This window comes from Rhizobium sp. 10PS4, from assembly GCF_032464805.1.
Classification (GTDB): domain Bacteria; phylum Pseudomonadota; class Alphaproteobacteria; order Rhizobiales; family Rhizobiaceae; genus Rhizobium; species Rhizobium laguerreae.
The window spans coordinates 437,576-454,401 of the sequence record NZ_JAWDIW010000002.1; the positions used below are offsets into that span (position 1 = coordinate 437,576).

Here is a 16,826-nt window from a genome sequence, read left to right on the forward strand (position 1 = left end):
CCAACCTCTACCCAACTCGCGCAAGGATGGGCTTATGCCACCTCTTTATTACCGCGGCCCGTTTGCAGCCATCGTCTCGGCAGCGACCTTTCGATGAGCCGCGGGTAGCGGATCTCACGCTGCCGATCCGCACTCCGTCATGAACCAGTCGATAAAGCGGTGGACCGGTTTTTTCGCCCAGCTGTTCGATATGACGTAATAGCCCTGGTTCTCTGCCGTCGCGATGGCGGAAAGTACCAGCAGATCGCCGTGTTGGATCTCGCGGCGGAACACCTCGACAGGGCAGAGCGCCACGCCATGGCCGGCGATTACGGCCGTCGCCAGCATGTTGAAATCCTGGAATATCGGGCATCGAAGCGGCTCCGGCGCTTTCTGGCCGGCCTTGCGGAACCATTCCTTCCAGCCATCGGACGGATTCGTCGTGCAGCAGATCGGCGCCGGAAGCGAGGCCCTGCTTCAGTACCGCAATCACCTGGAAGCCTGCTATTGCATCAGGGGCGAGGGTGAAGTGGAGGATATGGACGGCAACGTCTTTCCGATCCGCGCCGGCGATATCTATGTGCTCGACAAACACGACCGGCATTATCTGCGCGGCGGCAAGGATCAGGATCTCATTCTCGTCAGCATCTTCAACCCGCCGCTGACGGGCACCGAACGGCACGACCTGAACAACAAGAGCGGGTCGCAATACTGAACCAGAGCACCATGCCGAAAAGTGTGAGCGATTTTCGGACGACATCCTGTTCCAGCCGATCTCTTCGTCGACTGCCGAGATGGACAGCAGGGCCCGGCAAATGGCGGGCACTGCTGCCTATTCGTAGCGACTTAGTACGCCCGCGCAGCCTATTGCTGCGGCTGCTGCTGGCCCTGCTGTGGCTGCTGCTGGCCCGGCGGCGGCGTGCCGATCTTTTCCAGAACCTTCTTGGCCAGAGCCGGGTCGCTCTGCGCGGCCGTCAGGATCGACGAATATTCCTCGACGGAGATGTCGGGAGAGGCTTGGACGGTATCGACCATCTGCTTCTTGGCTTCTTCCTGCAACTGCTGCTTGGCAGCCTCGTCTTTCGTCGCGCCGATCTTGGCCGAATATTCCTGTCTCACCTTGTCGACCTGCAGATAGGCAACGGCGAAGGCCTCGATTTTCTGGTCGCTGACGGGCGCGCTCGCACCGTTGCCGCCGGGCTGTTCCTGCATCGGCGGCTGCGCCTGTGCAGGCTGCTGTTGCGCCTGGGCCATGTCGACAGCGGATGCCGGGCTGAAAGCAAGCAGACTGAAGACTGCCGCGCTCAATGTTGCGACAGATGTGTAGCGAGTGATCATATTCATTCCTCTTCAAGTGCATGATTTGATCGGCAGCAAGACCGCCTCGGTCGATCGCTCAGCCGCTCGAAGGCCGGGCGAGGTCACGACGATGGAACCTTTAAGAGGGCACGGTGCGGCGGTAACGGGGCGATTTTCTGACGATTGAGCGGCGGCTTTGTGACCGCCGGCCTATTGGCACGTGCGGAAAATTCAAGTCATTGCCGCTGTGATACCCCGACTTTCGACGGCGTTCATCGCTTATCTGGATGCAGAAATGCCGCCAGGAACGTGGCGACGGCCGCCTCGGCGTGGCGGTGAATCTCCTGCTTCGTCGGAATGGCCGCATCGCCTAGCATCATCACCCGGTTGACGGGATCGGCCATCACCAGCCAGTTGAACTGTGATGCGGCCACCGTTGCATCGGAGAACTGCAGCAGCTTCTTGCCGGCCAATTGTTCGAAAGCGCTGCCCATGACCTCGAGCGCCCGTGCAGGGCCGCGCGCGTAAAGCAGCTTGGCGAGTTCCGGGAAGCGTTGCGCCTCCGCAATCACGAGCCGGCGCAATTGCATCAGCCCGGGCGTCAGGACGATGGTGAGCTGGCGGACGGCGTAGTCAAGGAGATAGGCTTCCAGCTGAGCGCGGTTCTCCACCTGGGGGAGGCCGGTGCGAACGGCGGTATCTGCTTCTCCCATCATCGGGGTGAGTACCGCGACGAACAGCGCCTCCTTGCTGGAGAAGTGCTTGTAGACCGTCTGCTTGGATACGCCGGACCGGCTGGCGATCTCGTCCATGCTGGCTCCGGCATAACCGGTGCTCAGAAAGACTTCGGCCGCGGCACCGACGATCGCCGCCTGTTTGCGCTCCGAACGAGTGCCGGCCCGCCCCTGGGCCAGGTCGGCTTCCATACCCGGTATCAACATTTTCGATCTCCGCTCCAACCCTACTTGATACGATCAAACTGAACCGTCTAGTTCTTATAACAGAACTAAACGGTCTAGTTTGATTTTGCGGCTATCCAGCGATCCTCAACAGCGAGCGATGTCATGAACAACAAGACAACCCATCTGACGTGTGCCTGCGGAACCTTTCACCTCGAAGTGCGCGGCGCCCCGATCATCAGCGCGGAATGCCACTGTAAGAGCTGCAGCGACGCAGCCGGAAGGCTGGAGTCGCTTCCCTTGCCGGAGGCGATCCGGACGATCCATGGCGGTACGCGCTACGTGCTTTATCGCAAGGATCGGATCAGCCTTTTGGCCGGAACCGAAAACCTGAGGGAGTTCCGCCTCGGCCCCAATGCTTCAACGCGACGTGTCCTGGCATCCTGCTGCAACACGCCCATTTTTCTGGAGTTCAAGGGTGGTCACTGGCTTAGCCTCTACGGCAATCTCTGGAAGCAGGACGAGCTTCCACCCCTCCAATTGCGCACGATGACCCAGAATGCGCTCGATCGCGCGCGCGTGCCCGATGACGTGCCTTCCGGCGCACTGGCGACGGCCGGCTTCTATGGCAGACTTCTCACCGCGTGGATTGCGATGGGCTTCAAAGTCCCCGACATCACTGTCAAAGGAGCTATCGATGCCTGATGACGAAAAAATCCTCATCGAAAGCATAACGCGAGGAGATCGAGCCGGGGGTCCAGATGTTCACCCGGCGCCGGCTGACCTGGGCAAGGCTCGATCTTCCGCAGTTCGACGGGATGCCGGGTTGAACCACGACACTCCAAGAAATTTTTCTTGAAGAAAAGTTCGATCCGGTGTCGGATCGGCCAAGCCTCACCCGTCCTAGGTTCGTCCATTCCGTCTATTCAAAAGGATCACGACCATGCCGAGTACCATACGCCTGCACCGTGTTCTGGCGACCAGCCCGGAGAAAGTCTATCGCGCATTCCTGGAGGCGGACGCGCTTGCCAAGTGGCTTCCGCCGAACGGCTTCCTCTGCACCGTGCATCATTCGGAGCCGGTTGTCGGCGGCACGTTCAGAATGTCCTTCCGCAACTTCACGACGGGCAATAGCCACGCCTTCGGCGGCGAATATCTCGAGCTCGTCCCCGGCGAACGTCTGCGCTACACCGACAAATTCGAGGACCCCAACCTGCCCGGCGAAATGGAAGTCACCGTGACGCTGAAGAAGGTTTCGGTCGGCACCGAGATGGATATCGTGCAGGCAGGCGTGCCTGACGTCATTCCGCCCGAGGCTTGTTATCTTGGCTGGCAGGAGTCACTGCGAAACCTCGCCAGGGTCGTCGAACCCGACATCCAGGAATAGCAAAAGATCGCGCCGGCCGGACGGCAATCGTCCGGCCTCGGCGACATCAATCAATCCTCATGCCGCGTTTGGCCAGGGCGTTGCGGGCGGCCGCAGCGCCCCAGTCGTCGGAAAGATCCTGCCCTTCGATTTCGGTTTCCGCGATCGGCGTTGCCCGGATCAGCGGCACGGAGCCGAAAGGCAGGCCGTCGATGCGCTCGGGGTCGCGGCTCAGCATGATGCGGGTCATTGGGCGGTAATCCTCCGTCAGCCGGCAGAACAGGATGGCGCCGTGCTTTTCGACATCGCGGGCGACGCGATAACCGTCTGCCACGAGGTCGCCGATGTTGATCAACAGGTTCGCCCAGTTTTCGATCCCGGCCTCATCCAGTGTCGCGGCGTCGAATTCCATGAAAAGCTCGCATTCGACGCCGTTTTCCGGTTCGGATATGCCGGCCCAGGGGGTCGACAGCCCGTCGGTGGCAAGTGTCAGCCTTCCCGGCGCATGGATGGCGAGGATGCGGCGATGCGGGCCGAACCATTTTGTCTGGGCGTGAATATTGGCCGTTCCGCGCTCGACGGCGAAGTCCTCCTGCAGCGTGCCGCGGCTCTGCCAGAAGGCGCGCCGCGCGGCGGCAGCGGTCTCGTAGATCGGGTCGTCGGGGCCGCGCGGCACGATCGTCTGGTCATAACTGGTTTCGAGCGTGATCTTCGCCTGCATGAAGGGAAATTTCGGCTTCTTCCAGCGGATCACCACCTTGTTGAAACGCGGCACCTCTGAGGCTTCGAGCTTTTCGACGACATTCGCGATGATGTCGAGCGGATGTCTGGAATCCTCAGGGACATGCTTTCCCTCGGCATCGAGGTAGCCGCCCGTCCGAGAGGAATGCCCCGCCTGCATCGTGGTGGCGGTCCAATCGCCGCTGACCGCGCCTGCCGGCGCCTTGCCGAGAGCCGGGGCAAGTTCCCGGATCGCATCGTCAATCGAATAGGATGCCACGTCGCCCTCCGCCTTCGCCCAAAGATCGTATCCCGCGGCGGCTCTGCCGCGAGCAGAAGCTAGAGCGAAGGCGTCGCCGATCAATAGCGGCTGCATCGATCACGCGGGCAGGGTGGTGACAGCACTTTACTCGGATTGCTCTATGCGCCGCAGAGCTTTCCGAATGCGCTCATGGCGGCGGCGGCGCGCGCACGGATATTCTCGTCCGACGGTTCTGGCAGTGTGCGGTTCACCCGCCTGATCTGCAGATCGCCGATCAGCAAGCTCAGGAACCATTCGGCCGCCACACCTGCGGATGGCGCCGCCAGCGCTGCCGTTTCAAGGCCGCGGCCGATCAGCTTCTCGATCAGCGGAAAGACGCTATCGCGGCCGGCGGCGGCGATCGTCGCTCCCAGTTCGCCGCTTTCGTCGGCGGCAGCGGCCCGGTTCAGGGAGGTTGCCTTGTCGCCGAGCAGCATCGAAAGCAGGATCGGCGCGACGTGCCCCAGGGTTTCCAGAGGATCCACCTCGTCCCTTATCGCTGCATCAAGGGCCGCTTTCGTCGCCTTGGCATTGCTTTCGACCATCGTCTTGAAGAGGCCGTTCTTGTCGCCGTACCAGCGATAGAGCGTTTCATTGGAGGCTTTCGCCGTCTTGGCGATATCGAGCATGGACGTGCTGCGGTAGCCTTTCTCCTTCAGAAGCTGGTAGGCCGCCTGCTCGATGTCGGCTTGCCGCCTAGTCTTCGTGTCTTCCCGCATTCGGCCACTCACATCCTCTTGACGGTAATCGTACAGTCTTATACGCCTATGTAAAGACGTATAAATTTGTACGGATTTGAGGGAAAGCCATGCGCGGCACGGTTCTGGGACTGTCGGTAACATCGATCGTTTTCTCGGGGGCGATCTTCGGCTTCTTCTACGCCTGGGTCTGCTCGACGATGTGGGGGCTCGACCGGGCCGACCCGCGGGTGGCGATCGCGGCGATGCAGGCGATGAATGCGTCGGTCCGCAACGCTGTGTTTTTCCCGGCCTTCTTCCTCACGCCCGTTATTCTCGGGCTGACTGTCGCAGCCACGCATTTCAGCGGCCGCGGAGCGGCGGCTTTCTGGTTCTGCGCGGCGGCGGCCATCTATCTGGTTTTCGGGCTGATGCTCACATTGATGGTCAACGTGCCGATGAACGAGGCACTGGCCGCGACTGCCGTTCCTCCGACATCGCGGCGGCGCGGGATATCTGGCGGGACTATTCGCCGCGATGGCAGGTCTGGAACCAGGCGAGGGCGTTGGCTTCCGGAATAGCCCTGGCACTTGCAGCTTTGGGAGTGGCAAGGCTATGACGGCTTCGGGGTTGACCCGAGGGATGTCACAGCCATCCAGCCACGGCGCGTCTGCGCCGTGAATGAAGTAATCCGCAAAAGGATTCTTTCGCGTGGCGGCGGAAACAACTCAGTTGCTTCCGTCATTCGGCCGCGCTTTGGCGCTGTCGTTGGTGGTCGACGAGACGGTTTTTCCGTCCGGTTGCTGCCCGAAATAGGTGCCGCCGAGATGGCCGCCGGCGCTGGTGTTCTTGACCTGCTGTTCAGCGCGTTTCTGAAGTTTACGAACGTTGGTCTTGCTCATTTTCGGTTCCATGTTTGTGGTGGACCTCTGGTCAACCGATGGCGGACGACACTGTTCCATATTTTCTGCGGGAACCCATCGCCTCGCGGCCAGTTTATCCGCCATGAGATTCCTCGCCGTCATCATAACGGGTCTGGCGCTCGCAGCACCTGCGGCGCACGCCTTCGCGCTCCTAAACAAGATCGGGATGGCGAAGGCGGACTATTTCATTGCGCAACAGGCTTACACCGGATGGTGGGTCGTCGGTCTCCTCTTACCGCTGGCGCTTCTGGCGAATATCGGCAATGCCGTGGCACTCAGGGCTGATGGAACCGCCATGATGCTGTCGGTCGCGGCAGCGGCGCTGATCGCGCTCAACCTCGTCATCTTCATGGTCTTCACCCAGCCGGCGAACGCGGCGACGGAGAACTGGACCGTGCAGCCGGAAAATTGGGAAAGCCTTCGCGCCCAATGGGAATATTCGCATGCGGTCAATGCCGCAGTCACCTTGCTTGCTTTCTGCTGCGCAACGCTCGCCTCGATACGGTAAGCCGCTTTACGCGAAAGTGTTGCCGCGGGAACAGTTGATGATCTTTTCGGTTTTCCTTGTTCCAACCAAGGAGGAACAACGATGGGCATGACGACACCGAAAGACGGCGCCCCCGGCACGACCGACCAGTCACCCCGCTGGGAAGGCCCGAAGGGAAATAAGCCTCGTGGCTACATGAAGGCCAAGGACGATCCGGATCGCGACCGCGACGCGCATGGCGAAAACAATCGCGACCCGGAGACGAAGAATATCAGCGACGCGCTGAAGCAGAAGGGCGAATGATATGGCCAACCCCGAGAAAGACGCGGCCGGCCAGTTCGCCAAGTCGCGGGCCGACCGGAAGAGCAGCGGCGTCGCCAGCGCCAAGCCGACCGTCATCACCGGCTCGGAGGATGCGACGGTGAACAAGAACCCGCCCGGCAGGAAGAAGCCCGAGAAGGACTGGGATATCAACTATGACCCGGCCGATATGAACGAGGGGCGCTCGCGCTAAGGCCGGGTCGTTCAATACCATCGCTTCAGAATGTTTGTCGCTCGTTCCGGCAGGCCGCTCTCCAGTCAGTACGAGCGTCTCCTGCTGTCCCGGCAGCAAGAGCGGCGGGCCGTGCGGAACATGGATGGCGGCTGACGCCTTCAGCCGGCCGCGTGGACCCGTTTTGGCCGATGATCTGGAACCATGATCCCGCCGTACTGTTTAACTGGAAGGCGCGGAAGCGCCGATAACGGGGATGCCGATTGCCGGCCAACCCGGTAATGACGATCGGCCTTTCGGTTCGCCTATGGAGGAACACGACATGCAAACGACCCGATCGAAAGAACTGGCGGAGGAATACCTGCGGCTTGGCGGCAAACGGCTGGCGAAGATCGATGACAATATCGTTAAAATCCGCCACTGGGAGGATGACACGCCGGAGGCCGAGGCCTTCTGGCAAAAGCACATTGAGCCGCTGGATGACAAGCGCCGCATAGAGGTCGAAACGCACCTTCCCACGATCAACGACAGGTGATCGCGAATCAACGACCGGTAATCGCAGCGATTTCCCCGGAGCGCATGACATTGAAGCACAACAGCGCCGCGCGTCTGAAAAGACGCGGCAGGCTGTCGTGCTCGGATATGTCGCGCCGCTGCGCTTACTGCAGCGTGCGCGTCTGGATCTGCTCGGCGGCGTGAGGCGCGGATGCGGGCAGCGGGCTGCCTTCGAGGCCGGTCGCCACCACAGAGACACGGAACTTGCCGTCGAGGCTACGGTCGAAGATCGCGCCGACGACGATATCGGCGTCTTCCTGCACTTCGTCACGAATGCGGCTTGCCGCTTCGTCCACTTCGAACAGCGTCATATCCGAACCACCAGAGATCGAGATCAGCACACCCCTGGCGCCCCGCATCGAGATATCGTCGAGAAGCGGGTTGGCAATCGCCGCCTCCGCCGCCTTCATCGCGCGGCTCTCACCGGAGGCTTCGCCGGTACCCATCATCGCACGGCCCATGCCTGACATGACCGACTTCACGTCGGCGAAATCGAGGTTGATCAGGCCTTCCTTGACGATCAGGTCGGTAATGCAGCCGACGCCCGCATAGAGCACGCGGTCGGCCGTCATGAAGGCATCGGCGAACGTCGTTTTTGCATCGGCGATGCGGAAGAGGTTCTGATTGGGAATGACGATGACCGTATCGGCCGCCTGGCGAAGCGCCTCGATGCCGATTTCCGCCATCCGCATGCGGCGGTTGCCCTCGAAGGTAAAGGGCTTGGTGACGACACCGACCGTCAGGATGCCGGCGGCACGCGCAGCGCGGGCGATGACAGGTGCAGCACCCGTGCCCGTTCCACCGCCCATGCCGGCGGTGACGAAACACATGTGCGAGCCGGCCAGGTGATCCATGATCTCATCGAGCGACTCTTCGGCAGCCGCATGGCCCACCTCAGGCAGCGAACCGGCGCCGAGACCCTCCGTCACATTCGCGCCAAGCTGGATGCGGCGCGTCGCCTTGGAGGTGGCCAGCACCTGAGCATCCGTGTTTGCGGCGACGAATTCGACGCCCGCCAGCTTTTCCGCGATCATATTGTTGATCGCATTGCCACCACCGCCGCCGACGCCGATGACTGTAATATGCGGCCGTAGTCCAGAAATGCCGCCCTTGGCGTCCGTCATCGCGCTCTCCTTTGATGCTTCGTTCATGCCCACCCTCGTATGCGGACGGCGAATCGGGCGTCAGGATACGCGAGCAACAAGGCAGAGGCGAGGCGAAAGACGTCTCGGGGGCAGCGAACCTTTTCACATGTGACTATCGTTCTCGACAGGAATGCGTCCGCGATCGCCGCTCACCGAAGCGCGGCGATGTGGTCTTCGAGGGTGATCTCTCCGCGATTGGGCTCGCGCGGCAATTCGGGGCCGTCGAGCGTCGCCTCGGTCATGCGCGTGTAGGAGCGGGCGGCGGCAGGCGAGAAGCCGAGCTTGCGAAAGCTTTCTTCGAGCTGGTCGCGCGGCGTCGTTTTCACCTTCACCGACTTTCCGACGACCGCGGAGAAAGCTGCGGCGACATCGGCGAAAGCATATCGCCGCGGTCCCTCCACATAGTTGATGCCGACATCACTGACTGAGCCTGCCAGGCGCGCGGCGGCCACCTTACCGAGATCGGCGGGAGAAACCATCGGCAAGATGAAGTGTTCGGGGAAGGCGGTGGTGATCATACCCTTGCGCGCCGGCTCCAGCAGCATATCGAGATTGGTATAATAGTAGGCCGCGCGGTTGATCGCCGCCGGAATGCCGCTTGCCTCAGCCAGGCGCTCCAACTCATACAGCACCGAGAGGTCGCCGATGCCATCGCCTTGCCTGGCGCCATAGGTCGATTGCACCACGAGTTTTTCAAGGTCCGAATCCGTCAGCGCCGCGGCAATGCTTCGTGCAGTCTTCAGCTCTTCGGCGTTCGTATCGGTGCCGGGATGTGCCGGCGGGTTGAGGAGAAAAGCGCGTCGACCTCTCTGGAAGACAGCCCTCAGTGCCGCACTATCCAGGACATCAAGCACCACGGCCTCGATATTGCCACCGTCGACCGCGCTCGCCTTCTGCTCACTATGGACGAGCGCGAATATCTTCTCGCCAGCGGGCTTCAGCGCTTCGATGACACGGGAACCGACATTTCCCGCTGCACCCAGAACGATGTACATGATTTCCACCCGGCAGTTGTTTCGCTGCAAAACGCAGTCTCGGTGCCGATGGTTCCTGTCAGGTGGCGCAAAGCTGTCTTCAGCCGCCTGCCGACACATTTATGGTGGAAGCCGACCGAGCGCATGGCCCCTGGCGCGCCGATTTCGATCACAAGCGGTAACGGGGGTGAACCAAAGCCTCAGCGCGGTGTTTACAGACACGCCTCATAACTCCGAAAGGAACGCTTCCAATGCAAAGATTTCTGCTATCGGGCCTTGCCCTTGCAGCACTGGCCGGCACAACCTTCGCCCAGCAGCCGCCGGCTCCGCCATCCGCCGGGACTCCACCCGCGGCGGCCGAACCCGGCTCGCCTCCTCCTCCGCCGTCTCCGTCCGCTCCTGATGACGATGAGCAGATGAAGGACCGGCCGGATGCGCGGCCGGGAGATCGCCCCGATTACCGCTGGCATGGTCGGAGAGGCGACATGGGTTTCCGTGGTTTCCGTGGGCATCGCCCGCCACCGCCGTCCAAGGCAGCGCATTTCCGGATCGAGGATGGGAACACCCGGATCGATCTCAAATGCGCCGAGGACGAACCGATGAAAGCCTGCGCCGATCTGCTGCTCCAGGTTATAGACCGCCTGCAGGGGCAGGACTGATCATCCGCGCTTGAGGCGGGTGCCACACGATGATGCAACCGCCCGCGTCTTCTCGCGGGCGGTTTCAGTGTGACGCGAACGCCGCCTCGCTCTCCGGTCATGTCAGCCTTGTGCCGAGGCTCTGCGGCACCGGTTGCAGATGCTCGGGACAAGCCCGAGCATGACGGAAGAGGGGTTGCCGCGTCCTCTCACGCCTGTTGTTGGGTGTGCGGCATCCTCCAACGGCCCTCATCCTGAGGCGCGCAGCCCATAGGGCGGAGCCTCGAAGGATACGCCGCAACGCTGCTCCTTGCATCCATCCGACGCCGGCGCACCGAGAGACAAGAACGTTCGTGCTGTTGCATCGACCGATCGGTGTCGTCGGTTCACTGCGTGACGCGGGCTGCCGAGGTTGCGGAGTAGCGGTCGCCGTGGATCTCGATGTCTGAGAAGACCGCATCGATCCCGGCCAGTTCCTCCGATGTGAAGGTGATGTCGGCGGCAGCGATATTCTCTTCCAGCCGGTGCAGCTTGGTGGTGCCGGGAATGGCGATGATCCAGGGCTTGAGCGCCATCAGCCAGGCGATGGCGATCTGGGCCGCGGTGGCGTTTTTGCGGGCGGCGATGGCCTCGATCGCATCGACCACCGGCTGGTTCGCCTTGCGGTTTTCGGCCGAGAGGCGCGGATTGGTGTGGCGGTGGTCGTTGCCGCCTTCGAAACTGGTGTTCTCGTCCATCTTGCCGGCGAGGAAGCCGCGGCCGAGCGGGCTGTAGGGCACGAAGCCGATGCCAAGTTCTTCGACAACAGGCAGGATTTCCCGCTCCGGGTTGCGCCACCACAGCGAATATTCGCTTTGCAACACGGTGACCGGCTGGACGGCATGGGCGCGGCGGATGGCTTCGACGCCCGCTTCTGACAGGCCGAAATGCAGCACTTTGCCGGCGCCGATCAGATCCTTGACCGTGCCTGCCACCTCTTCGATCGGTACCGCAGGGTCGACCCGATGCTGGTAGAAGATATCGATGCGATCGGTGCGAAGCCGCTTGAGGGCTTCTTCGATGACCACACGGATGCGTTCCGGCCGGCTATCCAGGCCGACTTCCGGCCGGCCATCCCTGAAGCCGAATTTCGTCGCGATCACCACCTGATCGCGGATCGGCGCCAGCGCCTCGCCGACGAGTTCCTCGTTGGTGAACGGCCCGTAGGCTTCGGCAGTGTCGAAGAATGTGACACCCCGCTCATGCGCCGCCCGCAGGAGCGCGACGGCATCACCAGGCTCCATCGCCGGCCCGCGATGGTAGTTCAGCCCCATGCAGCCGAAGCCGATCGCCGAGACGTCAGGGCCTCTTTGGCCGAGCTTGCGCTTGATCATTTCAAGTCCTCCTTCCCAGGTTTGATCCCAAGATAGGGCAAAGCCCGGCGGCGATTAGCCGGAGATATCGGCATGAACTTATGAGGTCCGCTCATGAATTTCCCGGCTCGCTCGGAGAGGACGAACCGGGATCGGGTAAAAAGCTGAGGGGCTTGCGTTATGACGCCAGGCGAAACGCGCCGCTGCGCATAGCCTCGATCACCGCGCGCAACGTGTCTTCCCTCTCGTGCCCCTCCGTCGAGACGACATGTTGCTCGAACGGGCCAAGTGATGAGAATTGCTGATGGAGCGCCGCAATAGGGCCGGGATCGGTCAGCGTGTCGCCGCCGCGCTCCCGGCAGCGCCGGATGGCGACATCGAGCGGCGGACGCAGGACCACGTAGTGGAGGGGTGCCGCGATTTTCCGGAACGGTTCCAGGAACCACGGCCCGACGATGCCGTCCACGACGACGAAGTAGCCGCCGCCGGCATAGCCTGACGCCGCCTTCGTCAACACGTCGACGACAACGATATTCTGTTCATGCGCTTCCGGTAGATAGGGCGGGATCACGCCGTTCTTGATGAAATGCCAGAAGTCGTCGGAATGAAGATGGACCTTCGGCGAGCCGGGCTCGCTGGCGAGCGCCTCGGCCGTCGTGGTTTTCCCGGAGCCCGGCGGCCCGGTGAGAATGAGAACTTCGCCCGTGTGATCCATCGCGCGGCATTTTCGCACGAAGCAGCATCGTTTCGCAATTAGCCGATAGGGGGGCGGCAATAGCCCGGCCATGGTCCCTTTCGTTCTGAAGAAGCCGCTGAAACGGCAGCTACTCCGGCAGTCCCGCCATCCTGAGAGCCTCGATATATCGTCTGCGATCGTCCGGTCTTCGGAATGGTGGAAGTACGTCGGCGAGATTGGAAAGCCGGAGGGCGGGGTCCATCAGGCACAGGCGGGCGATCGTTTCGCGGGCTTGCACAAGCCGCCCGGCCATGGCCTGGCTCGCCGCCATCACGCGCATGGCGCTCGGGTAGTTCGGCTGGTGGCGTAGCGATTTTCCTGCCCAGGCGGCAGCATCGTCATAGCGGCCGGCGCAAAAATGCGCGAGACCGATGTTGAACTGCCAGGCAAAGAGGCGCGGATCCAAAGGGCTGAGACGCATGGCAAGTGTAGCGTGTTCAACGGCCTTATCAGGTTCGCCCAGGCAGGCCTTCACCCAGCTGCTGACGCCGAGCGCAGCGGCCAGATTCGGGTTGAGGAAGAGTGCGCGATCGATGCAGGCCGCACTGTCATCGAGATCGCCGCCGACATAACCGATAACATATCCGCCGTAGGTGAGCGCAACCGCATCGTCCCAGCCGAGTTCGACCGCTCTCCGGGCCAGCCGGGTGGCTTCGGCAGTCTCGTCTGCGGGATTGAGCATCCAGCCATTGCTCTTTCGTGTGGCGTAGCAGCGTGCCGCTCGGGCATGGGCTGTGGCGAATTCCGGGTCACGCTCGATCGCCTCCCTGAAAAGCCACAGGGCCTCATCGATGACCGATCGGTTGGTGACCGTCCGGTCGAAGGCCGCCAGGCCGCGGAGATAGTAGTCGTAAGCGTCGAGGCTCTCCGTCGGCTTGCGTTTGGCACGCTCGATCTCAGCTTCCTCCACTTTCGGCGTTATGGCGCCGACGATGCTCGAGGCGACCTGATCCTGAAGATCGAAGACATTCGCCAGGGTTCCGTCAAAACGATCGGCCCAAAGATGTGTACCGGTCGACGTGTCGATGAGCTGCCCGGCAATGCGCAGGCGGTCACCCGTGCGGCGCACACTCCCTTCGACCACGTAGCGTACGTCCAGGTCACGCCCGACCTGCTTTATGTCGACCGCCTGACCTTTGTAGGTGAAGCTCGAATTCCGGGCGATGACGTAGAGATGGCGGAATTGAGCAAGTGCTATGGTGATGTCCTCGACGATGCCGTCGGCAAAATATTCCTGCTCCGCGTCGCCGCTCAAATTCTGAAATGGCAGGACCGCAACCGATGGCCGATCGTGATGCTTCGCCGGGGCGGGGAAGACCTGCGGTTGCGCTCTGACGTCGGCGGCCGGTGCGCTCCGCGGATGTCCGGGTCCCTGCCGCGATTGCAGCGAAGCTGCCAGGGAGGACGTCTGTGCTTCTGGTTCAGCCTGAAGATGCTTCTTCAGGAGCGCCCGGCAGGCTTCGTATTGGCGCAAGGCCGCGTTTTCGTGGCCCCTCAGAGCGTGGATCCGCATCAGCGCCCGATGGGCGGCCTCCACGGTCGGGTCCGCAGCGAGCAGCCTCTCAGCCAGCCCTTCGCAGGCCGATTCGTCCGCGGAGCCCGGCTCGGAGAGCGCGAGGCTCAACCGCTCCACAAGCTGCAGCGCCTTGCGTTGATATGTGCTGCGATAGGGTCCGAACCACTCGTCCAACCCGTCCGGAATGGCCTCGCCTGAGAGCACCTCGCCGCGGTAGAGATCGGCGGCGAAGGCGAGATCGGCCGTCCGGCCGGCCTCCAGTTTACGGTCGAAGATCGAAATGTCCGCTTCATCAGGACCTGTTATCAGCGCGACGGTTTCCTGGTCCCCGTCGATGTAAACGGTGGCATCCCCGCCAGCCGGAAACGATCGCCTGATATCGACCAGCGCCTGGCGCAGACTGTTGCGGGCCTGCTCATTGCTTCGTCCTGGCCAGAAAGCTTCGGAAACCAGTTCCCTGCGATGGCCGCGGCGGCCTGCAAGCACCAGGGCAGCAAAAAGAAGTGACGTCTTGCGCGTGGCGAAGCGGATTTGCCGGTGCTCCCGGGACATCACTTCAAGGCCACCCAGCAACCTGATGCGCAAAGATCGTCTCCCAGATTTCGACCGCGACCGCAGAATAGCATTTCGGCAGATAGATTTAACACCGATTTAGCGGCGGCTTGTCGAAGTTTTCCTGGCCGTTCACGCTGAACCGAACAGCCGGAATACGCCCGCGTGTCAGGCTCCCACTTGCAAATCTCACAAATGGGAGACTGAAAATGGCTCACACGGAAACTCACGCCGGCATCAGCGCGCCGAAAGGACAGTTGTTCGGGTTCAGACCGAACAGCGTAGCAATCATTGTCGCTGCCCTGAGGAAGTGGCAGCGGAGCGTCGCAAGACGGAAGGCATTGGCAGATCTGACGCCCGACCAGCTGAGGGACATCGGCCATCCCCGGGGTGACATCGGTCATCCCCAAATCAATCGACCCGTGCTCGAAATCAAAGCAGGGCTGATGACGAAATTGATGTCAATGCGATAGTCCGAATGTTCGACTGCGCGGACGCGTCGGCTGCCGGTCGACAAGGCGAGGATCCAAGGTGCAAGCTTGGCGCCAGATTCGATTGGCAGCAGGCAATCGTTGATTCCCGCTCTGTCTGGGCAGGGACCGTTGATCTGGCCACCCTTCGCCATCAGTCGTCAGTTTTTCCGCCGCGGCGATTTCGACTATGATGGGACGCTGGAACGATAGGGATGCACGGCATGATCGATCATATTACCATTGCAGTGAGTGACCTTGAGAAGAGCAAGCTGTTCTATGAACGCGCTCTCGACCCTCTGGGCTATCGCCGTACCTTCGGGAAGGAGGGCGTGTCCTGGGCCTTCGATGTCGGCGGCAGCCTGTTCGAGATCCAGCACACCGACGACAAGCCGCCTCTGACGCGTTTGCACGTTGCCTTCCGGGTTCGGAGCAGGGCGGAGGTCGAGGCGTTTTATCGGGCCGCGCTAGAAGCCGGCGCCCGGGACAATGGCGCGCCCGGCCCGCGGCCGGAATATGAAGAGAACTATTATGCCTGCTTCGTTCTCGATCCCGACGGATACAATATCGAAGCGATGCTCAATGAGCCGGCGCCGCAAGGGTGAGCGCCGGGCTCCGCCCAAAGAATGCAATCGAGGGGGAGGTGGATATGTCGAGTTTCAGGAACGCCGTTGTCTCTTTGCCCGGCAAGGAGCGCGTGGCGAGGGCGCCCTTCGGCGCGAGGATCGTCATCCATGCCACGGCCGCCGAGACCGGCGGCGCGTTCGGGATGTGGGAAACCTTCACGCCGCCGGGTCATGGTCCGGCCCCGCACACGCACACCCGGGAGACGGAAGTCTTTCGGGTCGTTCGCGGTCTCTATCGATTCCGGTGCGGCGACGAGGCGTTCGACACGCCTGTGGGAACCGTCGTCGTTCTGCCGCCACATGTACTGCACAGCTGGCGAAACATAGGCGACGAACCCGGCCAGATGTTCGGCACGGTCACGCCGGGCGGCTGCGAGCAATTATCGATATCGAGGCTTTTGGTGCCGATACGCCCGAGAAAATCGCGGTAATCGAAGCGCGACTGGGGATCATCAACGACATCACGCTGGCCCTCGGATTGACGGCACCGCAACCGCGCTGATTGGTCGTCAGGGAGTCGAGCGGGTCTGTCTATTGTCGGCGTGATCGCTTTCGCGGCATGGCACTCTCTCAAGAGTCCTGTCGCTTGGAAATATCCGTATGTCCTAACCGCGCTGCGTCCATGTCACCGACGCGCGCATTGGTCTTGAGGAGGCACATTTGATGCTTACGATTGGGTCGATTGTCTGGGGTGTGAGGGATGTTGCGCGCGCCATCGAATTCTGGCGCGCGGCCTTGAATTATAAACCTTTGCGAGAGCCGTCGGAAGATTGGGCCATTCTTGTCCCGGTCACGGGCGAAGGACAGCAGATGGCGATCACGATCGTTTCATCCGACCCCACCACCCACCAGCGCCATCATCTCGATCTCTATGCATCCGATCAGCAAGCCGAAGTCGAGCGGCTGTTGTCTCTTGGAGCGCAGCGTGTGGATTGGCGCTATCCCGAAGGCGCGGACTATATCGTTCTGGCTGATCCTGATGGAAACAGGTTCTGCGTCGTTCAGAAGGAGATGGAACAAACCGGCGTCGCCAATCCATCCGCTTGATCCCCGAAGGTGCGGGAAAAGGCGCGCGGCGCTGTAGAGCGTAATGCCGAAGCGATTTTCAGGAAGAACAG

23 protein-coding genes and 2 pseudogenes are annotated in these 16,826 nt (G+C 61.8%); 14 read left to right on the forward strand and 11 right to left on the reverse strand.

The window, feature by feature from the left end; all coding sequences use genetic code 11:
- Positions 1–114: 114 nt before the first annotated feature.
- Positions 115–432, reverse strand: a complete 318-nt coding sequence (locus RWJ89_RS05050; protein WP_312887172.1) for a LysR substrate-binding domain-containing protein — start codon at positions 430–432, stop codon at positions 115–117.
- Here RWJ89_RS05050 and RWJ89_RS05055 point away from each other — a divergent pair.
- A complete protein-coding gene (locus tag RWJ89_RS05055) occupies positions 326–694 on the forward strand; it encodes an ectoine synthase (RefSeq protein ID WP_312889398.1) in 369 nt (122 codons plus the stop codon). The two genes, RWJ89_RS05050 and RWJ89_RS05055, sit on opposite strands and share 107 nt — an antisense overlap.
- A gap of 149 nt (positions 695–843) precedes the next feature.
- On the opposite strand, the gene RWJ89_RS05060 is transcribed toward RWJ89_RS05055, so the two are convergent.
- Together RWJ89_RS05060 and RWJ89_RS05065 are read right to left on the reverse strand one after the other, a co-directional pair.
- Positions 844–1,323, reverse strand: coding sequence for a DUF4168 domain-containing protein (locus tag RWJ89_RS05060; RefSeq protein WP_131663716.1), 480 nt, complete (start codon positions 1,321–1,323; stop codon positions 844–846).
- 227 nt (positions 1,324–1,550) lie between these two features.
- Entirely contained in the window at positions 1,551–2,219 is a 669-nt protein-coding gene (locus tag RWJ89_RS05065; protein ID WP_316030651.1) for a TetR/AcrR family transcriptional regulator, read from the reverse strand.
- Positions 2,220–2,342: 123 nt separating this feature from the next.
- Between RWJ89_RS05065 and RWJ89_RS05070 the strand changes: the two genes are divergently transcribed.
- The 3 genes and pseudogenes from RWJ89_RS05070 (at position 2,343) to RWJ89_RS05080 (ending at position 3,564) form a co-directional block, all read left to right on the forward strand.
- Entirely contained in the window at positions 2,343–2,882 is a 540-nt protein-coding gene (locus RWJ89_RS05070) for a GFA family protein (protein ID WP_168285158.1), read from the forward strand.
- Between the two features lie 32 nt (positions 2,883–2,914).
- Positions 2,915–3,007 (forward strand): annotated as a pseudogene (locus tag RWJ89_RS05075) (GFA family protein); the annotation flags it as partial.
- Positions 3,008–3,120: 113 nt separating this feature from the next.
- Positions 3,121–3,564, forward strand: a complete 444-nt coding sequence (locus RWJ89_RS05080) for an SRPBCC family protein (protein WP_168285157.1) — start codon at positions 3,121–3,123, stop codon at positions 3,562–3,564.
- 46 nt (positions 3,565–3,610) lie between these two features.
- On the opposite strand, the gene RWJ89_RS05085 is transcribed toward RWJ89_RS05080, so the two are convergent.
- Both RWJ89_RS05085 and RWJ89_RS05090 read right to left on the reverse strand, forming a co-directional pair.
- Positions 3,611–4,543: a hypothetical protein gene (locus RWJ89_RS05085; protein WP_316030652.1), complete on the reverse strand. Its 933-nt coding sequence runs from the start codon at positions 4,541–4,543 to the stop codon at positions 3,611–3,613.
- A 140-nt stretch (positions 4,544–4,683) separates the two neighbouring features.
- Positions 4,684–5,283 carry a TetR/AcrR family transcriptional regulator gene (locus tag RWJ89_RS05090; protein ID WP_168285155.1) on the reverse strand — a complete coding sequence of 200 codons (600 nt, stop codon included), beginning with the start codon at positions 5,281–5,283 and terminating at the stop codon, positions 4,684–4,686.
- Positions 5,284–5,372: 89 nt separating this feature from the next.
- Here RWJ89_RS05090 and RWJ89_RS05095 point away from each other — a divergent pair, with 89 nt between their 5' ends.
- Complete coding sequence (locus RWJ89_RS05095) at positions 5,373–5,822, forward strand: anthrone oxygenase family protein (RefSeq protein ID WP_376775300.1); 450 nt, start codon at positions 5,373–5,375, stop codon at positions 5,820–5,822.
- Positions 5,823–5,969: 147 nt separating this feature from the next.
- On the opposite strand, the gene RWJ89_RS05100 is transcribed toward RWJ89_RS05095, so the two are convergent.
- Positions 5,970–6,143, reverse strand: a complete 174-nt coding sequence (locus RWJ89_RS05100; protein ID WP_020050601.1) for a hypothetical protein — start codon at positions 6,141–6,143, stop codon at positions 5,970–5,972.
- A 103-nt stretch (positions 6,144–6,246) separates the two neighbouring features.
- Here RWJ89_RS05100 and RWJ89_RS05105 point away from each other — a divergent pair, with 103 nt between their 5' ends.
- The 4 genes from RWJ89_RS05105 (at position 6,247) to RWJ89_RS05120 (ending at position 7,679) form a co-directional block, all read left to right on the forward strand.
- Positions 6,247–6,672, forward strand: coding sequence for a hypothetical protein (locus tag RWJ89_RS05105; RefSeq protein ID WP_168285154.1), 426 nt, complete (start codon positions 6,247–6,249; stop codon positions 6,670–6,672).
- A gap of 81 nt (positions 6,673–6,753) precedes the next feature.
- Positions 6,754–6,954: a hypothetical protein gene (locus RWJ89_RS05110; protein ID WP_168285153.1), complete on the forward strand. Its 201-nt coding sequence runs from the start codon at positions 6,754–6,756 to the stop codon at positions 6,952–6,954.
- A 1-nt stretch (position 6,955) separates the two neighbouring features.
- On the forward strand, positions 6,956–7,165 hold the full coding sequence (locus tag RWJ89_RS05115) for a hypothetical protein (RefSeq protein ID WP_131663707.1): 210 nt from the start codon (positions 6,956–6,958) through the stop codon (positions 7,163–7,165).
- A 235-nt stretch (positions 7,166–7,400) separates the two neighbouring features.
- Positions 7,401–7,679 (forward strand): hypothetical protein, encoded by a 279-nt coding sequence (locus RWJ89_RS05120; RefSeq protein WP_168285150.1) that lies wholly within the window; start codon positions 7,401–7,403, stop codon positions 7,677–7,679.
- A gap of 124 nt (positions 7,680–7,803) precedes the next feature.
- Here RWJ89_RS05120 and ftsZ read toward each other — a convergent pair whose 3' ends face one another.
- Entirely contained in the window at positions 7,804–8,823 is a 1,020-nt protein-coding gene (gene ftsZ / locus RWJ89_RS05125; RefSeq protein WP_003540976.1) for a cell division protein FtsZ, read from the reverse strand.
- Between the two features lie 170 nt (positions 8,824–8,993).
- The gene (locus RWJ89_RS05130) at positions 8,994–9,839 is read right to left on the reverse strand and encodes an NmrA family NAD(P)-binding protein (RefSeq protein ID WP_168285149.1); all 846 of its coding nucleotides are present in this window, start codon (positions 9,837–9,839) and stop codon (positions 8,994–8,996) included.
- A 230-nt stretch (positions 9,840–10,069) separates the two neighbouring features.
- Here RWJ89_RS05130 and RWJ89_RS05135 point away from each other — a divergent pair, with 230 nt between their 5' ends.
- Positions 10,070–10,477: a hypothetical protein gene (locus RWJ89_RS05135; RefSeq protein ID WP_168285148.1), complete on the forward strand. Its 408-nt coding sequence runs from the start codon at positions 10,070–10,072 to the stop codon at positions 10,475–10,477.
- Between the two features lie 365 nt (positions 10,478–10,842).
- Here RWJ89_RS05135 and RWJ89_RS05140 read toward each other — a convergent pair whose 3' ends face one another.
- From RWJ89_RS05140 to RWJ89_RS05150, 3 genes are all read right to left on the reverse strand, one after another.
- Complete coding sequence (locus RWJ89_RS05140) at positions 10,843–11,829, reverse strand: aldo/keto reductase (RefSeq protein WP_316030653.1); 987 nt, start codon at positions 11,827–11,829, stop codon at positions 10,843–10,845.
- A gap of 157 nt (positions 11,830–11,986) precedes the next feature.
- Positions 11,987–12,523, reverse strand: coding sequence for an ATP-binding protein (locus tag RWJ89_RS05145; protein WP_168285146.1), 537 nt, complete (start codon positions 12,521–12,523; stop codon positions 11,987–11,989).
- Between the two features lie 109 nt (positions 12,524–12,632).
- Positions 12,633–14,645, reverse strand: a complete 2,013-nt coding sequence (locus RWJ89_RS05150) for a BTAD domain-containing putative transcriptional regulator (protein ID WP_168285145.1) — start codon at positions 14,643–14,645, stop codon at positions 12,633–12,635.
- Positions 14,646–14,821: 176 nt separating this feature from the next.
- Here RWJ89_RS05150 and RWJ89_RS05155 point away from each other — a divergent pair, with 176 nt between their 5' ends.
- The 4 genes and pseudogenes from RWJ89_RS05155 (at position 14,822) to RWJ89_RS05170 (ending at position 16,755) form a co-directional block, all read left to right on the forward strand.
- Positions 14,822–15,085, forward strand: coding sequence for a DUF1127 domain-containing protein (locus RWJ89_RS05155; RefSeq protein WP_168285144.1), 264 nt, complete (start codon positions 14,822–14,824; stop codon positions 15,083–15,085).
- Between the two features lie 221 nt (positions 15,086–15,306).
- Complete coding sequence (locus tag RWJ89_RS05160; RefSeq protein ID WP_168285167.1) at positions 15,307–15,687, forward strand: VOC family protein; 381 nt, start codon at positions 15,307–15,309, stop codon at positions 15,685–15,687.
- 44 nt (positions 15,688–15,731) lie between these two features.
- Positions 15,732–16,210, forward strand: a pseudogene (locus tag RWJ89_RS05165) (cupin domain-containing protein).
- Positions 16,211–16,371: 161 nt separating this feature from the next.
- The gene (locus RWJ89_RS05170) at positions 16,372–16,755 is read left to right on the forward strand and encodes a VOC family protein (protein ID WP_020050584.1); all 384 of its coding nucleotides are present in this window, start codon (positions 16,372–16,374) and stop codon (positions 16,753–16,755) included.
- Positions 16,756–16,826: the final 71 nt, after the last annotated feature.

What these genes read in the sequence shown, in the direction of transcription:
- RWJ89_RS05055 (WP_312889398.1), top strand. Translation starts at nt 326, where the DNA reads ATGTTGAAATCCTGGAATATCGGGCATCGAAGCGGCTCCGGCGCTTTC.
- RWJ89_RS05060 (WP_131663716.1), bottom strand. Translation starts at nt 1,323, where the DNA reads ATGAATATGATCACTCGCTACACATCTGTCGCAACATTGAGCGCGGCA.
- RWJ89_RS05065 (WP_316030651.1), bottom strand. Translation starts at nt 2,219, where the DNA reads ATGTTGATACCGGGTATGGAAGCCGACCTGGCCCAGGGGCGGGCCGGC.
- RWJ89_RS05070 (WP_168285158.1), top strand. Translation starts at nt 2,343, where the DNA reads ATGAACAACAAGACAACCCATCTGACGTGTGCCTGCGGAACCTTTCAC.
- RWJ89_RS05080 (WP_168285157.1), top strand. Translation starts at nt 3,121, where the DNA reads ATGCCGAGTACCATACGCCTGCACCGTGTTCTGGCGACCAGCCCGGAG.
- RWJ89_RS05090 (WP_168285155.1), bottom strand. Translation starts at nt 5,283, where the DNA reads ATGCGGGAAGACACGAAGACTAGGCGGCAAGCCGACATCGAGCAGGCG.
- RWJ89_RS05095 (WP_376775300.1), top strand. Translation starts at nt 5,373, where the DNA reads ATGCGCGGCACGGTTCTGGGACTGTCGGTAACATCGATCGTTTTCTCG.
- RWJ89_RS05100 (WP_020050601.1), bottom strand. Translation starts at nt 6,143, where the DNA reads ATGAGCAAGACCAACGTTCGTAAACTTCAGAAACGCGCTGAACAGCAG.
- RWJ89_RS05105 (WP_168285154.1), top strand. Translation starts at nt 6,247, where the DNA reads ATGAGATTCCTCGCCGTCATCATAACGGGTCTGGCGCTCGCAGCACCT.
- RWJ89_RS05110 (WP_168285153.1), top strand. Translation starts at nt 6,754, where the DNA reads ATGGGCATGACGACACCGAAAGACGGCGCCCCCGGCACGACCGACCAG.
- RWJ89_RS05115 (WP_131663707.1), top strand. Translation starts at nt 6,956, where the DNA reads ATGGCCAACCCCGAGAAAGACGCGGCCGGCCAGTTCGCCAAGTCGCGG.
- RWJ89_RS05120 (WP_168285150.1), top strand. Translation starts at nt 7,401, where the DNA reads ATGCCGATTGCCGGCCAACCCGGTAATGACGATCGGCCTTTCGGTTCG.
- ftsZ (WP_003540976.1), bottom strand. Translation starts at nt 8,823, where the DNA reads ATGACGGACGCCAAGGGCGGCATTTCTGGACTACGGCCGCATATTACA.
- RWJ89_RS05130 (WP_168285149.1), bottom strand. Translation starts at nt 9,839, where the DNA reads ATGTACATCGTTCTGGGTGCAGCGGGAAATGTCGGTTCCCGTGTCATC.
- RWJ89_RS05135 (WP_168285148.1), top strand. Translation starts at nt 10,070, where the DNA reads ATGCAAAGATTTCTGCTATCGGGCCTTGCCCTTGCAGCACTGGCCGGC.
- RWJ89_RS05140 (WP_316030653.1), bottom strand. Translation starts at nt 11,829, where the DNA reads ATGATCAAGCGCAAGCTCGGCCAAAGAGGCCCTGACGTCTCGGCGATC.
- RWJ89_RS05145 (WP_168285146.1), bottom strand. Translation starts at nt 12,523, where the DNA reads ATGGATCACACGGGCGAAGTTCTCATTCTCACCGGGCCGCCGGGCTCC.
- RWJ89_RS05155 (WP_168285144.1), top strand. Translation starts at nt 14,822, where the DNA reads ATGGCTCACACGGAAACTCACGCCGGCATCAGCGCGCCGAAAGGACAG.
- RWJ89_RS05160 (WP_168285167.1), top strand. Translation starts at nt 15,307, where the DNA reads ATGATCGATCATATTACCATTGCAGTGAGTGACCTTGAGAAGAGCAAG.
- RWJ89_RS05170 (WP_020050584.1), top strand. Translation starts at nt 16,372, where the DNA reads ATGCTTACGATTGGGTCGATTGTCTGGGGTGTGAGGGATGTTGCGCGC.